We start from the raw sequence: 15,391 nt of genomic DNA on the forward strand, positions 1-15,391 counted from the left end.
GTCGTCAACCATCCTTTCTGTCTTTTTTACCAGCGTTTTTATAGTAGCATATTGAGCTTTAAGCAAGCGGCCTTATTAAAAGCCATAAAATAATAGTAGAATGTACAGGTAAATATACTCTGGTACGGAGTTACCAAAAGGAGATGCTGTGAAAAAAAGCATCGGACTAGTACTTGCCGGAACCGGGCTTTTGATTATGATTGCTTCAGTAGCTGGTTTCCTATATTTCAACAAACCGGTTGGATCGGCCTTTGAATACTACAAAATGGGAGTTTTCTACGCCGGCGAACAAAATTGGGATAAAGCGATTGCCGAATTCAACAAAGCAATCTCCCTTGACGGCAAGTATGTCAACGCCTACCGCGAGCGGGCATACGCCCGCAGCGCAAAAGATATGCTCCCTGAGACCATCTCTGACTTTGAGCGGGTCATTGAACTCGATCCCAACAATACCGATGACTACCGGGCGCTAGGCTCCCTTTACAGTACGCAAGGCAACAAATCAAAAGCAATCACAGCGCTGAAAAACGCGATAAAACACACCGATGACAAAGCCACAATCGCCGATATCAAGAAGGAGCTTGCTGGTCTGGAGAAATAGCTTCAAGAGCCCGTTTTGCAGTAGGTTTGCGCTGTCTTCGCCAATCCCAAACCAAGTATCCAACACAACTTAAGAACGCCATGCCTGAAACGAATGCTCCAACGTTCACTAAGCTCTGCGGCCAGAAATACAAAGTCATCTCATAATCACCCTTCTTATCAATGTACCATGAGTTGGCATATCCATTTGCCCGCAAGTGCCTGTTCTCATCAATTGGCTTCTTCCACAAAGCCTGAAACCAGTTCACATTACCTTCATAGGCTTTCCAATAAGGGTCGAATGTTTCCGAAAACGTTAGATAAAATGGCGCGGTTGAGTTCTTAATCTTTACCTTGTACAAAGTCGGACTTACTCTTTTGAAGCTCACCACGGCTTTTTGCTTGCTGCTTAGGGGTCTCTTCACTTCTCTATAGTTTTTTGTCTCACTCGGATCTAGCAAAAAGAAGACTTGAGACTTTGAACTGTCTTGTTCTTCAACCATTTTAGCCAAGCTATCCACTCCACGAACGCCAAGTCTCGAGCTACCCCCAGCGTATATCTGGGGTACAAATAATTCTGATTTCAGCGTGTAAATGGCAAGGTCGCCAAAAGCACCTGCAAACTGAAACTCCTTGTGTGCTCTCAGATTCTTCTCCAGATTCTTAGGGGCAAGCTCAACGGAGTACTGTCGTGGACTAGGGAATGCGTAGCGCATGTGAAAGTCTCTGTGGACTAAAATGTATTTGACATTCAAGAGACCCAACATTTTACTGGCCGTTTCAGAATTTTGGGTAAGAAGATTTATAATAGCCTCTTTCTGAAACTCGTCCGCAAAGTCTGACCCGGTAAGTAGTCCCATTAATGGTCGCTGAACAAAATACTGATCAAGGGGATCGCTTCCAAAGTACCCGTGTTTCCATTTATAGGCATAACCCCCCACGAATAAGCTAGGTGGTAAAGTTAGAACTTTGTTTTCTTTAGGTTGCTTTTCAAACCATTTGGCGGCTTCGTGGTAATATTCAGGTACTTGAACTCGGTAGGACGGTCTCCCGGCACTACCCGCCCACAAAACTTCACCAGTCCAAAAGGGAAAAACCAGGACACCGTACAGGATTGTAAAAATCAAGACTATGAACAAAATGGGTGTGATTTTGATAGTCTTAATCCTAAAGACCTTTGGTTTCGTTCTTAAATACTCAAAAATTCCTGCAATACTTGTGCCGATTAAAAATGCATAGCTGAGTACAACAACTGGGCCCAACTTTTCATATGTGCTTCTAAACATGCCTGAAAAAGGAAGTACGTTAAACCATACAGTATTAAGCCACCCCAAGGGTACATGTGGCCCTTTGATCAAGAAGAGTCCAGCTATAGCGAGGAACGCAAAATAAACCGCATATCTTCGCATAGACTTAAAGAACAAAGAAGCGAACGCCAGTAGCGGAGGAATAAAACTGATCAGAACAAAAAATGGAGTGAAATAAACTAACGCCCATGAATAGTAAGGTTCGGAGCCATATTTTTCGTAAATGGTCCAATCGCCAAGCAAGCGAAAGGAATTCACCAGCGTTGCGCTTAAGCTCGTCCACTGAAATATCGCGGCTGGTTCTCCCGCAGTATGAGTGCCAGCGTATACACCACTAACCAAAATTGAGAGAGGTAATATCCACCAAAGATTTAAAACAAACCATAACAATGCAAGCAAGCCAGAAAAACGTAGAGCATGAAGAACGGTGGCTTTATCGTTTCTGTTACGAGCCACAAAGAAGATTAAGAAAGATAATTGTACCATCCAAATGGGAAGCCAATAGCCAGGATTAATCATTGAAATGGGCGCCAAAAACCAAATTCCGAGAATTAAAAATAGATATCTAATATAGCCCTTTTCAGAACATAAACCCTTGGCAAATAGAGCTAAGAATAAGGGCAGTAATGCATAACTATATAACCCACCTTGCCTACCCCATAGACTCGAAAGAGCAAACAGATTCATCATATAAAAAAGAGCAGCAGCTAAACCACCTATTCGCTTATTATCGTTGGTCGCCAAAGTAGAAAATAAAGCGTACATACCCAAACCACCTATGGTGAAAAGGGTATAGAATAGCATTTTTTGTTGAACAACTAGCGAAATGCCTATGAATTTTAAAATAGACATTTGTAGAAAAAAGAAATAAGAAATAACACTTAGGGGTGAGGGCACCCCTGTTGCCCAAGGAGCCCAGACCTGACTTGAGAATTCGCGCAGACTGAAAGCCGCATCAAGTGAAAAAAAACTATCGCCGACTTTTATCAGATAATTCCCCCTAAACCACGAAATTGAAAGTAAGCCAACTAATAGAATCAATCCTAGGTCGAATAATATCAACCTATGCTCAAAAACATACTTTTTCGCTTCCTTAAGTATGTTCACGCTTCCTGCCCCTTGTGTCTTACGAAATTCGTTTCAGATACAATCAAGCTTTTTCCTTAAGTTGGGAATATATAAGCGTTCCCGTCACACCTGCTCCTCAGCCACTAGACTCTTAATCAATTCCAAGTCTCTATCAGCTATCTTGTCCCAGTCATAACGCGAAGCTATGGTGTAACCATATTCGCCTCTTCGGCTTCCCGATTCCGGGTCTTGGAGAAGATAAACTATTTGATCCGCAAACTGCTCTATGCTGCCACTGGGAACTGCTACGACTGCGTCGTCGAACAGTTCTTTGTATACAGGTAGGTCATATGCCACAACCGGCACCTTACATGCCATTGCCTCACAAACTGACATTCCCCATCCCTCTTCGTAGCTTGGAGAAATAAACACCCTGCTGCTCTTTAGTGTCAACCACACCTGCCGATCCGGAAGAAAACCGGTAATCGAAACGTTGTCATCAAGCCCTCTTTTTTTCAACTCTCTTTCTAGTCGTCTCACTCCTGCTTGGGATCCAGAACCTATTATCATAAGCTTGGCGTCTTCTACAGTCTTAACTACTCTTTCCCAGATTAGAGGCACATCAAAAACGCCCTTCGTCGGGTTAAGGCGCGCCAAGAAACAAGCGTCAAAAACCGATTCCGATTGGGAGTCTATCTCATCAATTTCACGGAACCGTATTCCCGCTCCCGCAACCTGCATTTGTTCAGGCAAGAAGCCGAGTGTTGCGAGTTGCTCTTCCACGCCCCTGTTGAGTAGAAAAACACTATCTGCGAACCGCTTGATAAAAATAAAGCTAAACCGTTGGAGAAAGAATGATACGGTGCTAAACAGGAAAGGATTGCTCCTCCGTTTAAAGGGAAACTCATTGACATGATAGATTCTCGCAATCCACTTAGCCTCAGGGTTTCTAAGTTTGTAGTAAGCCGCGGGAATGACGTCACAGAAGAAATCACCGGTCGTGTAGACCACGTCACACTCGATCGAGCGCATAAGAGCACAAGCCTTTATGGTTCTTATAAGATATGCAGGGAGTATAAAGCAAAGGTACCGACTAGCCAGTCCATGGCGATCAATTATAGTGTCAATAGAATAGATCCTCGAAGGCGCGATTTCATCTTGACACTGCTCAACGGCCAGCGCGGGTATCAAAACCATAGTTTCTGCCCCTAAAGTCTTCCAGCGTTTTGCCAGCTCGACAAACACCCGGTCTCCACCAGTTGCAACACGTGATGTTAGTAGGTGGTCTGCTATAATCAAGATTCTCATTTCTCACTCACCTGGCAATTGAAATCTATGATTTTCTGGCTATTGTCCAATGCGCATGAAAGCGCGAATGCCACCGCTGAGTCTTCATGGTGTGGGAATCTGGATGAGTTCGCATGACATTGAACCCACTTTCGCGCAAGAGGACCATTAATTGTCCTCTAATTCACCCCAAAACTTCTAGCTATTAGTGTTTCAAACTGCTTCGAACACGATCTAATGATTGTTCATAAAAGAATCGGTGTCTCATAGCAGAAACTATTGTCAAGTATTTAGCGATCTTCATATCCAGAATTGAAATATTTGGATGATTCAGAATGGAATCGTCCGCATAAGAACATATCATTTCTTTCTTTGTGAAATTTATCAGTCCCTCTCTATAGCAAAGGTCTCCCATCTCTGTTCCTTTGAAAGGGTAGAATATTGAAGTCATTGCAAAATCAGGACCAATTCTCCAATTAAGCAATACTGTTTTTAGCAGATGCCGTCTGGTCTCACCTGGCATGCCTACCATATTAAAAGTCCAGAGAAGCATTCGGCGATTCTTTATTTTTGTGCAAGCGTCAGTGATTTGCTTATTCGTCATCTTTCTATTCATCATTTCTTTTCTATAGGTCTCGTCTCCACTCTCAAGTCCAATTAGCACCATAAAACACCCTGCTTTTTTAAGATTATCTAAGTTCTTTTCTGAACAGGTTTCTATCCTTGCCGCACAGTAAAATGGGATATTGATTTTCTTACGATAAAACTCACTAAATTCTTCCAACCAATCGGGAAAGAGGGTCAAGTTATCATCATGAAAACCGACATAATCGAAATCAAAATTATTCTTCAAATATATTAGTTCTTCAATGAGATGTGCTGAACTTCTTATGCGAACATACTTTTTTCTATTAGGATAAAGTTTTTTAAAATATTGATTAGAACAATATGTGCAGTGATAGGGACAACCTCTGCTTGCCATCACCTTTACATTCCTACCACCCTTTTTAATAATATTTAGGTGACTTTGATAATCGAACATTTCTCTGTCCCAAAATGGTAAATCGTCCAAGTTTTCAATAAGTGGTCTAATTTCGTTTTGATAAATCTTACCCTTTTCTTTAACCCATAAGTTCCGTATTGTTTTTATATCGCTATTGCTTTCTAGACTATTTATCAACTCCAAAAGAGCATATTCACCTTCGCCTCTACAAATTATGTCTATCGAGTCATGATTAAGTACATCCTCAGGGGACAACGTTGGATAATATCCACCGGCAATGGTGAGTATCGAAGGATCTATCTTTTTAATAAAATCACATATTTGTTTAATCCAATGGAACCCAGTCTCAAAAACAGTAAATCCAACAAGCCTAGGCTTGAAACTGTTCACTTCTTTCTTAATATATTGATATTGACCCTCTTCAATCACCGACTTATTTGTGACCACATCGAGCATTTTTGTAAGATGACCATTTCTTCTTAAAAAGGCCGATAACGCACCAATTCCTGTGGGGTAGGTGTCGTTAGATCCGATATTAATAAACATTACATTCATATAATCCTCTCTTAGTCTCTATACCTTGAGCTTTTCCCCATCTTTTGCTAACTCCCGTAATAAGGTCGTTCAGCTGAAAATGGGTTAGGATGGAACAAAACAAGGGGGTTCATTAACTTCATGTTCTACTCCTGCAAATAAGGAGATATTCTCTTAAAAACCAATCACTCAAGAAAACATATCTATTCAACCATGCTATAACCTTGTTTAACAAAGGCTCACTCATATGTACATCTTGTTTTCCGTAATCAATGGAATTTTTCCCTTCAAAGATTATTTGTTCTTCCAAAATCTCAAAATCTTTTTCGCACAATTTCCTAAATCGACCTTGAGTAAAAGTAAAGGGATGCTCAATGTTTCTTAAGAAAGGAATATGTTCAGTGGTTGTTTTCAAGAAGAAAATAAAGGGCGCATACACATATACGCTTAGGATTATTACCGCATTTTCTTTAGCGACTCTTTTCATTTCAGAAAACACTTCTTGAAGGTTATCCATGTGATCCAACGCATTACGACAAAGTATTACATCAAAATAATCATCTGCAAAAGGGATTTCCTCACCCCGCCCCTCAGAGAGATTTATCTTGCCATCTAGTTTCTCTTTATCTGTCTGTAGAAAAGATCCAGCTAAAGGGTCGACTCCATACTTTTTGCCTCTCGTAAAAAGGATAGAAGGACAAGTCGCGCCACAACCTAGGTCTAATATCTTGAAACTGTCATCAAAATAATAATCTTTCTCAATCCGAGCAAATAGTTTAGAATACTTGGTAACTAGTTCCTTGAACTCACTATCTCTGAACGACTCTTGTTTCCAGTATTCGGCTTCTTTTTTCTGTGCTTCTTCCCATCTTTCTGTATGAAGATTCATAGATTCACTTTTCTAATCTTAGTGATATTGAAACGGATGTCCCGTCAAGATCTTGATATCTATCGTTTCTAGAATCAACTCTTTTGAACACATTGAATGTTGCTTTGATCAGACTATTCCCACCATCGTTTTTCTCACTTTCCCACTCGAATTTTTCCATTGACTCTTTTGTCCCTTTCGATACAGGGAGCCTGGTATAAAACAGTTTCCCTAATCTAAGGATGTGATAATTAAAAGGGAAGCAAAAATGTGTCAGTGTTTCGATTTTTGTAACTTTAAACCCGGCTTCTTCGGCTAGAGCCTTTATCTCGTCTGGTAAGTATAATCTCTTGTGGTCGTAGGACCATACGCCACCTAAAACAGTGTTTCTTGAGCTAAAGTGCCCCAATCCAATATGTTCTCTAGTCCAGTTTAACGGGTCCCACATAAATGGGTAATGCTTATTAGGTACCGTCAGACCGGTAACGCCCCCAAACTTCTGTACCCGATATATTTCCTTAAGCGCTTTCTTGTCATCGTCTAAATGCTCTAGTACTTCAGAGAAAACGATTTTATCAAAACTTTCGTCTTCAAAAGGTAATCCTTCTGCAATATCACCGTCCACAAAACGAATGTTCTTCTTATTGTTTATTAGATTTCGCGCTTTTTTTAACAATTCGGTATCAAAATCAAATGCTGTTATCTGCGCGTCATGTAATTCGCTGATTATCATCGTATAGAAGCCTTCGCCGCAACCACAATCCAAGATAGCGTCACCGTCGTTTATGTCAAGGTATTCGATCAGTTTGACAACGCGTCTCCTAAATCCGAGATCGCCGACTTTCGATAACATTTTATTGAGCAAGACACTATTCCGATCAGTCATCTTGGTAACTATTTAAAATAATCTCAGCGTTCTTCTCGCTGAAATGCTCTAGAGCATACGGCCTGCAGTTCCTTGCCTTTTCTTTCAATTTGTCCCGGTGCCGATAGAAATACTCGAAGATCTCTTTTAGATTGTCTTTCGTTGGATTCAGAAGAACACCTACAGATTCATCAATTATTTGCGGTACGCAACCGGTATTGGTGGAGATAATCGGAGTCCCGCAGGCGATGCCTTCTAGAATGACACTGGCAAAACCTTCGGGATATTGAGAGGGTAAGACAAACATATCAGCGCTATTGTAGTACCTGCTTATTGCCTCCTGTTTAGGTTTTCCAGCAGCCGGCAATCCTTTAACATTAATGAAGCTTCCAAGGGTTTCTGCGGCTTTGTCAACTTGGGAAGATTCGGGGCCCTCGGCCCCGACAATGACGAAAACCATTTCACCGGAAACCTGCTTAGCAATTTCAATTAAGAGCAGAATCCCTTTTTTGGCAATTAATCTACCTACAAAAAGAATGATGAATTTATCTTGTGGAAGGTTTGATAATCTCCTTGACTCCTTTTTACCATGAGGCTTAAACGTATCCGTATCAACCCAGTTGGGGTGGACTCGCACCTTCCCGCTATCGATACCAATTCTAATTAGTTCTTCTTTGGATGCTTCCCCAACCGCTAATATAAAGTCGAAGGAAGACAAGAGCCATCTAACTAGGCTAGCTAGAACTTTTCTTTTTTCTAAGTTATAGACTGCATGCGTGCTAACTACGGTTCTTTTCTTATGTATCCGTTTAAGAACCTTGGCTACAAATGCTGCAGCAAACCCATGCGCATGAATAGTGTCAATCTTTTGATGGTTCTTCAAATAGAAGATGATATTTCTATACAATAACCCCGGAACCAAATAAAGAAAGGTTAGGGGGAAATATTTTTCAATCCTATTGAACCATCCTTGACCGAACCAGTTAATCCGATAAATCACAAAGTTCTGTCCTTTTTCAACCGGTTTCCCTTTTGTGCTCGTCGTCAAGGGCTGATAACTTATCAGATAGACAAACACCTTGTGTCCAGCCAGATAATCTATTAGTTTGTCTAAATGAGACTCCACCCCTCCCTCGTTTGGACGAGCGAAAGGACATATCATCAGGATGCGTTTCTTCGCATTCTCAGGGGTTACGGTTGTCAAAATCGTCCTTTAACTCTGCGATACAGAAGGTAATGAGGTGACTTAGAACTAAGTGAAGGTCTTCTATCGGACCATAATTACTGCTCTGAATTATGATTGCGTCGTCCACAATCTTGGCTAGTTCTCCCCCAGTTCCGAATCCGAGAAAGCCAATAGTCTTTGCCCCGCAACGCTTCGCATATTCTATCGCCTTGATTACGTTCGGGCTATTACCGCTGCCACTAATCGCAATAACCAAATCCTCTCTCTGGACATGATTCCTTAGCTGCTGAACAAATATGTCATCATATGACAAATCGTTAGCCAACGCTGAGATCAAGGCGACGTTGTCGGTAAGGGACGCGACCCGAAATCTCTTCTCTTTTTCGTCATACACACGCTTAAGCGTTCCTTTGCCAAGATCGCAAGCGAAATGTGAGGCCGCGGATGCGCTACCTCCATTACCTAAAATAAATATCTGTTTTTCTCGCCGGTAGGCGTCAATGATTTCTTCAATAACCTTTGCTGTTTCCAGTTTTGGTAAGGTCGCTAAAGCTTCGTTTAAATCCCTTAAGTATTTTTCAATAAGTACTGGAACCTGTTTTTTGATTGTCTCCGGCATTATTCCTCCACGTATATAATTTTGCTGCCTTGTGATTCATATGTGAAAGGCATCAACCTCAACATCGATAGGGATTTTCTGATCTGCTCGTGTCTTGAACGAGGAGCACAAATAAGCAAGAATCCTCCGCCACCGGCTCCGAGTATTTTCCCGCCCGTTGCACCGTTTTGCCGAGCTGTGTCATACCATTTGTCTATTTGGGGAGAAGAAATCCCCTGGGCCATTTTCTTCTTGAGTATCCAATTCTTATGGAGCAACTCACCCACTTGAGTTGGATTATTCTGTGTTAATGCCCGCTTCATTTCTCTAGCCAGTTCCACCATCTCTTCCAGGATCTCGTTTTTTTCTTCCTGCGTTTCCATATTCTTCTTTTGCTCGGAGAGAATTAAGTCAGAAGAACGAGCTATGCCAGTATAGAAAAGCAAGAGGCTCCTCTCCAGTTCCTCTTTTATCTCTTTCTTACAAATAATGGGTTCGATAAAAACACTCTCGTCAGGATTGAATTGAGTGTAATTCAATCCTCCATAGGCAGCTGCATATTGATCTTGTTTGCCAATCGGTTTATTTAATGCTTCGATCTCGATTTTACAGGCCTCTTGAGCCAGTCTCTCCGCGGATGCGTGCTCCCCCTTATGAGCGTGCAGAGCATTCAGCAAACCTACGGTATAGCTGCTCGATGAACCTAGCCCCGTCCCCCTTGAAGTTATGTCAGAGATGGATGTAATCTCGATTCCACCATCTATATTCACCAACTTCAGGCATTCTCTGATAAGATCGTGTTTCAATTGGTTGACGTCATCCACAATCTCTGTAATCGAATAGCTTGCCCGAATTCTATTATCAAATTTCTTGTTTACCGTAACATAGATGTATTTTCTTATTGTTGTTGACACTACTGCTCCGGGCTGCAGGTTATAGAAAGTACTTATGTCGCTGCCGCCACCCACAAAACTGATTCTCAATGGGGTTCTTGAAATAATCATTAGCTAAAACTCCTCGGCCACCCTTTTGTATCTCTCGAGTGTACCAATATCTTCCATATAGTCCTCTGTGACATAACCAAAAACTCTGTCGCTTTGGGCGCTTAACGGGGCCAATAATGAGTGAGAGATGCTGTCGTCAGGATCTAATCCTGTCTTAACGAAATCGAAAACCTCTGGCGAAAAAACTACCGTTCCTGCATTTCCTAGGTTCATTTTTCCGCAATCTAAATCAACATGCGGCTTTTTATGAAATCTTAAGATCCGATTGTTTTCATCAACCTCAACCAAGTCGCTATCCTCTGGATGATTTGATACATGTAGAACAAGGGTAGCTAAGGCATTCTTGCTTTTATGAAATCTGATGACGCTTGACAGGTTTAGCTTGCTTGCGACGTCTCCATAAAGGACAGGAAAATCACCCTCGAGTTTGTCCTTGAAGAGAAGAAGTGCTTCAGCCGCATTGACGAGTTTGCTTAAAACAGTCCAGCTTACCTTTATTCCTAAGTCTTTATCCTTAAAATAGTCGATTATGATTTCGGGTAGATAATAAAGGTTTAAGAAGACTTCATCTACTCCGTGCCGTTTGCACAACAAGATTTGATGCTCTAAAAGCGGTTTTCCAGCAATTGGAAGCATGACTTTTGGAACATCATTTGTTAGAGGGTGAAGCCTTTTCCCTTCTCCTGCAGCCAAAATAATCGCCTTCATAGACTCGAAATAACTACCTTAGCGGCTTGATAAAGATCCTCGCAAAAGAAATCAGGTTTTGACTCTTTTATGATTGCCTCAACTTCCCGATCACTCCTTCTTCTGCTTTTTACCAAAAGCGTGGTGCAGCCGGCCCTTTTACCGGCCTGAATATCCCAAGTAAAATCTCCAATCATAAAACATTTATCCAATTCTAAGTTAAAACTCTTAGCCGCTTTGACTAAGAGCCCGATTTCCGGCTTCCTGCATTGACAGACTCGCGTATATTGGCTGCTCAATCCGCTAGTTGGATGATGCGGGCAATAATAAAATGCGTCAATCGGACAACCATTTGCTTTTAGTTTCTTGTTTAATATTTGATGAACCATTTCTACATCTTTACTGGTAAATGCACCTTTAGCAATTCCTGGTTGATTCGTAACTACTATTAAAGCTAAATCATATTTCTTAAGCAGTCTCAAGCTGTCGACAACTTTAGGCAATATCTTAATCTCTCTATAGCTTGAATCTGCAATATCTTCAATGATTACACCATCTCTGTCTAAGAATACTGCTGTTTTCCTCATAATACTTCCCTAGTAGCTCGCTTGATCGCCTCGGTAGAATTGTATTTACTTTGCCAGCCAAGCTTGCTGAGTTTTCCAGTATCCAGCATCATATTAGTGACATCCCCGGGCCATCCTCTTTTTTCTCTACCTTTGTTTATCTGGACGTCTTTTAGGTTCATCTCCTTAATCACTATTTTGGCAATCTCGTCGACCGTAGTTTGCCCTAGTGAAGCTAGATTAAATAAGTTTATACTCTCGTTGGCATTTTCAAAGATAAATATCATTGCTTCAACACATTCTTGAACCAGCAAATAGTTCTTGTTAGGAGTACCGTCACTTAACATTTCTATTTCTTGAGGATGTTGTTTTAGCTGATTAATAAAATCGACCAAAACACCGTGGGTTCCTCGTTCACCGATAATGTTGGCAAAGCGGAAAATCCAAGCTTGAAAACCAAAGGTTTCTACATAAGCGGAAATCAATCCCTCGCAGGCCAATTTGTTTGCCCCATAAAGCGAATGAGGAAATAGAGGGCCATAATCCTCGGATGTCGGGATTTTATCCGGTTGCCCAAATACAGCAGAAGTGGAAGAAAACGCAATCTTCTTAATTCCGTTTTGTCGCATCGATTCAAGAACATTGTAAGTAGCGATAGTTTCTTGCTTTAGATCCCAATCTGTATGATCTATACCATAAGATATGTCCGGATTAGCCGATAGGTGAAAAACAATATCGTGGTCTTTTATCGCTTTTTTCAACTTACTAGAATCAAGCAAATCTCCTTTGACAAATTCAAAGCGCGCGCTCTTCAAGTGATGTTCTATAAACTCTTTTCTCCCAGAGCTTAAATTGTCATAAACGGTTACATTGCCTATCTTTATTAATCTATCCGCCAGGTGACTGCCTATAAATCCCGCCCCTCCCGTCAAGAAAAACCTGATTGTCTTCTCGCTCATCATTTCCCCCATTTTCCTTGCCAAAATCTACAAACGTTGTTTATCGTTTTCTTGTTAGACAGGTCTGCGATGCGAACTGACAATCCCTAAAAACCCCCGCATCGTTCCCCAAGCATATATCAACAGTGTCAACCAGCAGGCAACAATGTGAAAAAACCAGGCGCGGTCTCGGATTCTCATATAGCCGCGCAGTGCGCTAAATATCAGCGGGAACGTGAGAACCGTTGCTAGGATAAACTTTACCAGGCCCTTTTTATTTGTCTTCTGCCAGGGGTAACTCCGCATATCCTGCTTCTTGAAGTAGAGATAGTCATTTATCCTTCGGCGTTGTTTCCCGACAAAATCCCTTGTTCTGTCGGCAAAAACGTGGATGATCCCGATGTCAACCTTGGCGAATCTCGTTTTGCCGCTTTCCACCAGTTGATGGACAACATCTATATCAAAAAGATATGGCCGGTAAGCGGTCTCAACCAGAAGATCTCTTCTGACTAGAAAACCATTCGCGCCAATGGTGGGTATGTTCCGACTGTTAAGTTCAACTTGCAGGTAGCTGTCTTTTTGAATAACGTCTATCTTCATCCCCGTCCATTTTCCTGTTAACTGGCTGAATCTATCGTAATTTCCCAAATATAAACATAAGGGATCGTTCATGCCGAGCAGCGCGCAATACCTGTTAATAAGCGTATCTTCTTTTCTGTATGAATAATACAAGGGTTCACTGCCGACGATGACTGAGTCGTTGAAAGGGGCGACCATCCGCGTCAGCCAGTCCCGCCCATCAAGAATATTATCACTGTCTAATAGCGCGATAACCTCATTTGACGCCGCCTCAACCCCGACCGCCTTACCCGCTTCTCCGGTTATCAAGAGGTTGGGTAAAATCTTGTCGACCCCGTGTTTCTTCAAAATCTCCAAAGTCTTATCTGACGACCCAGCATCGGCAACAAGTATTTCAACCAAATCTTTTGGGTAGTCCTGGTCTTTAATTGAATCCAGACACGCGTCAAGTGTCCGATCAGAGTTCAGGGTTGGAATAATAATTGATATGGACGGGGGCTTATCTCGCACTATTGCCAGTCTTTTATGTATCGTCTCATATAGACAATCAGTCCTACTTAAAACCTTGGGCAACTAAGAAACGCCCATGTCTTTTGTCAATCCAGCAAAAGGAATCTGAGAGCCTCCCCCAAAGGGGAAGATAACCTTTGGAATAAACATCTACTTTAGTGAATCCGGTTTTTCGCAACAACTCTCTCAGCCCAATAAAAGTTAGAACTCTCACATGACCTGTGATGCCGCTCACTCCAGTATCTTGCCACCTGGTCAAGAAGTCTTCATCTTTAGATTCATGTTTATGCCAAATATAGGGATTACCTAAATGCCAACCATTTATGTTTGTTGTCGAAAAGGGTTGCCAGCCAAAGACCAAAGATATGATATTATCCCAAGAGGCAAGATTCTCTGTGAGTATTATTACTTGTCCTCCTGGCTTTAAACACCTATGGCATTCCTCAAGATAAAGTCTTGTATTGTGCATATGCTCAATACTTTGGCTGGATAGAATAACGTCAAAGTAGTTGTCATCGAAACCCCATCTCCCGTTTAGGTCATATTTAAAACACTTTATTCCCTTTCTTTCGGCTTCTGGTCGAACCTCGTCGACAAATTCTATGCCGTATATTTCCCTAGGGTTTATGACGCTGGCAAATTCCATCGTCAACTCACCATTTCCGCAGCCGACATCTAAGAATCTGTCAACTTTCTCTTTTACAATGAGTCTCATGCCTAGTTGGTTACACCTGGCTAGGCCATCGTTAAAAGACTTCTGCGCAATAAACCTTAAGAACCGCCCCAAGTCTCTGCCCTCCCGCAGGCATCCTAAAATCAATCTCCGCGGAAATCCATTAGATGTCCGGCCACTTTCAAGCCGGCGCGCCAAGAAACGTAAATACCATGTTGTGCTCAATAAAAGCCCTTAGTCTCATTAACCGCTCTTGTTACTTTTTACACACAACAGGTTTGTATCATTCTTTTTCGCAGAATCAAAAATCGCCAGTACCTCGGAAACACTTACTACATTAACCTGTCTTCTTGTTTCATCAATATCCTTCAGCTGGAAACCTAAACTAACAAGGAGTTCAAGATAATCTCGCGGCTGTGTTCCCATAAGTTCCAGCAGTGCAGGTGCAAACTCGGTTGTCAATGTCAGACTATCGTTATGCTGTATGAGACCAGTCATGCCCTTTAAAGCGTTAGCCTCTGCACCTTGTATGTCCATTTTTATGAAATCAATTCGTTTCTCCTTATTAATAAAATAGTCATCCAGCTTGATGGCTTCTATTTCAATCGACTCGCGCCCATCATAAGAGTTAAAAATCCGATGATCGCCCTTGCTCCGATCTGAGACGTATAACTTCAGTGTACCTGTCTTATCGGTTACCGCTTTCTGAATCGGCGTTACGTTATGATAATTGTTCACCTCAATATTACGTTTCAATAACGCAAAGTTATTAGGATCCGGCTCAAAGGCATAAACTCTACCCTTTGAACCAACTGCTTTAGCTGCAATCAGTGTATAGCAGCCTATGTTTGCTCCAACATCTAAAACAACATCACCTTCTCTAAGCGTTTTTTCTACAATTTCTGATTCAAATGGCTCATATTTGCCTTCGAACGTCAAGCGAAGACTATCAAGCTCATCAACGTATATCGTATGTCCGTCTAAAACTACTTTATCCGCTTTTAACCATCGTTTAAGAAAGCTGCTAAAGGAGAGTGTGGAAAGAAACACTCCTAAAGGGGTCCTATGCAAATAACTATACGCTTTCATGTAAAAGTATCTTAAGATCTTACGCACGATTCATCCTTCATCATCAATGC

15 protein-coding genes are annotated in these 15,391 nt (G+C 41.6%); 1 reads left to right on the forward strand and 14 read right to left on the reverse strand.

The annotated features are described in order from the left end of the window. The first annotated feature begins 148 nt into the window (after positions 1-148). Positions 149-601, forward strand: coding sequence for a tetratricopeptide repeat protein (locus WC891_01135; GenBank protein ID MFA5866558.1), 453 nt, complete (start codon positions 149-151; stop codon positions 599-601). Here the strand turns inward: WC891_01135 and WC891_01140 are convergent. From WC891_01140 to WC891_01205, 14 genes are all read right to left on the reverse strand, one after another. Further along, positions 570-2,993 (reverse strand): alpha-(1->3)-arabinofuranosyltransferase family protein, encoded by a 2,424-nt coding sequence (locus WC891_01140; GenBank protein ID MFA5866559.1) that lies wholly within the window; start codon positions 2,991-2,993, stop codon positions 570-572. The genes WC891_01135 and WC891_01140 overlap by 32 nt on opposite strands. An 84-nt stretch (positions 2,994-3,077) precedes the next feature. Then, entirely contained in the window at positions 3,078-4,262 is a 1,185-nt protein-coding gene (locus tag WC891_01145) for a glycosyltransferase (GenBank protein MFA5866560.1), read from the reverse strand. A 184-nt stretch (positions 4,263-4,446) separates the two neighbouring features. Then, complete coding sequence (locus WC891_01150; protein MFA5866561.1) at positions 4,447-5,799, reverse strand: radical SAM protein; 1,353 nt, start codon at positions 5,797-5,799, stop codon at positions 4,447-4,449. 118 nt (positions 5,800-5,917) lie between these two features. Continuing rightward, positions 5,918-6,667 (reverse strand): class I SAM-dependent methyltransferase, encoded by a 750-nt coding sequence (locus WC891_01155; protein MFA5866562.1) that lies wholly within the window; start codon positions 6,665-6,667, stop codon positions 5,918-5,920. Positions 6,668-6,671: 4 nt separating this feature from the next. Then, entirely contained in the window at positions 6,672-7,532 is an 861-nt protein-coding gene (locus WC891_01160; protein ID MFA5866563.1) for a methyltransferase domain-containing protein, read from the reverse strand. After that, positions 7,525-8,715, reverse strand: a complete 1,191-nt coding sequence (locus tag WC891_01165; protein ID MFA5866564.1) for a glycosyltransferase family 4 protein — start codon at positions 8,713-8,715, stop codon at positions 7,525-7,527. The genes WC891_01160 and WC891_01165 overlap by 8 nt, the downstream gene beginning before the upstream one ends. Then, complete coding sequence (locus WC891_01170) at positions 8,696-9,316, reverse strand: SIS domain-containing protein (GenBank protein MFA5866565.1); 621 nt, start codon at positions 9,314-9,316, stop codon at positions 8,696-8,698. The genes WC891_01165 and WC891_01170 overlap by 20 nt, the downstream gene beginning before the upstream one ends. After that, positions 9,316-10,299, reverse strand: a complete 984-nt coding sequence (locus WC891_01175; protein MFA5866566.1) for a GHMP kinase — start codon at positions 10,297-10,299, stop codon at positions 9,316-9,318. The genes WC891_01170 and WC891_01175 overlap by 1 nt, the downstream gene beginning before the upstream one ends. A gap of 3 nt (positions 10,300-10,302) precedes the next feature. Further along, complete coding sequence (locus WC891_01180) at positions 10,303-11,007, reverse strand: nucleotidyltransferase family protein (GenBank protein ID MFA5866567.1); 705 nt, start codon at positions 11,005-11,007, stop codon at positions 10,303-10,305. Further along, positions 11,004-11,573, reverse strand: coding sequence for an HAD family hydrolase (locus tag WC891_01185; protein MFA5866568.1), 570 nt, complete (start codon positions 11,571-11,573; stop codon positions 11,004-11,006). The genes WC891_01180 and WC891_01185 overlap by 4 nt, the downstream gene beginning before the upstream one ends. Then, positions 11,570-12,535 carry an NAD-dependent epimerase/dehydratase family protein gene (locus WC891_01190; GenBank protein MFA5866569.1) on the reverse strand — a complete coding sequence of 322 codons (966 nt, stop codon included), beginning with the start codon at positions 12,533-12,535 and terminating at the stop codon, positions 11,570-11,572. Before WC891_01190 ends, WC891_01185 begins: the two co-directional genes overlap by 4 nt. Before the next feature lie 30 nt (positions 12,536-12,565). Continuing rightward, on the reverse strand, positions 12,566-13,579 hold the full coding sequence (locus tag WC891_01195) for a glycosyltransferase family 2 protein (protein ID MFA5866570.1): 1,014 nt from the start codon (positions 13,577-13,579) through the stop codon (positions 12,566-12,568). Positions 13,580-13,622: 43 nt separating this feature from the next. After that, complete coding sequence (locus WC891_01200; protein MFA5866571.1) at positions 13,623-14,294, reverse strand: class I SAM-dependent methyltransferase; 672 nt, start codon at positions 14,292-14,294, stop codon at positions 13,623-13,625. Positions 14,295-14,495: 201 nt separating this feature from the next. After that, the gene (locus tag WC891_01205; GenBank protein MFA5866572.1) at positions 14,496-15,368 is read right to left on the reverse strand and encodes an FkbM family methyltransferase; all 873 of its coding nucleotides are present in this window, start codon (positions 15,366-15,368) and stop codon (positions 14,496-14,498) included. Between the last annotated feature and the right edge of the window lie 23 nt (positions 15,369-15,391).

The organism is Actinomycetota bacterium, from assembly GCA_041658625.1.
Classification (GTDB): domain Bacteria; phylum Actinomycetota; class JAHEXW01; order JAHEXW01; family JAHEXW01; genus JBAZZW01.

What these genes read in the sequence shown, in the direction of transcription:
- WC891_01180 (MFA5866567.1), bottom strand. Translation starts at nt 11,007, where the DNA reads ATGAAGGCGATTATTTTGGCTGCAGGAGAAGGGAAAAGGCTTCACCCT.
- WC891_01170 (MFA5866565.1), bottom strand. Translation starts at nt 9,316, where the DNA reads ATGCCGGAGACAATCAAAAAACAGGTTCCAGTACTTATTGAAAAATAC.
- WC891_01185 (MFA5866568.1), bottom strand. Translation starts at nt 11,573, where the DNA reads ATGAGGAAAACAGCAGTATTCTTAGACAGAGATGGTGTAATCATTGAA.
- WC891_01200 (MFA5866571.1), bottom strand. Translation starts at nt 14,294, where the DNA reads ATGAGACTCATTGTAAAAGAGAAAGTTGACAGATTCTTAGATGTCGGC.
- WC891_01150 (MFA5866561.1), bottom strand. Translation starts at nt 5,799, where the DNA reads ATGAATGTAATGTTTATTAATATCGGATCTAACGACACCTACCCCACA.
- WC891_01160 (MFA5866563.1), bottom strand. Translation starts at nt 7,532, where the DNA reads ATGACTGATCGGAATAGTGTCTTGCTCAATAAAATGTTATCGAAAGTC.
- WC891_01155 (MFA5866562.1), bottom strand. Translation starts at nt 6,667, where the DNA reads ATGAATCTTCATACAGAAAGATGGGAAGAAGCACAGAAAAAAGAAGCC.
- WC891_01175 (MFA5866566.1), bottom strand. Translation starts at nt 10,299, where the DNA reads ATGATTATTTCAAGAACCCCATTGAGAATCAGTTTTGTGGGTGGCGGC.
- WC891_01145 (MFA5866560.1), bottom strand. Translation starts at nt 4,262, where the DNA reads ATGAGAATCTTGATTATAGCAGACCACCTACTAACATCACGTGTTGCA.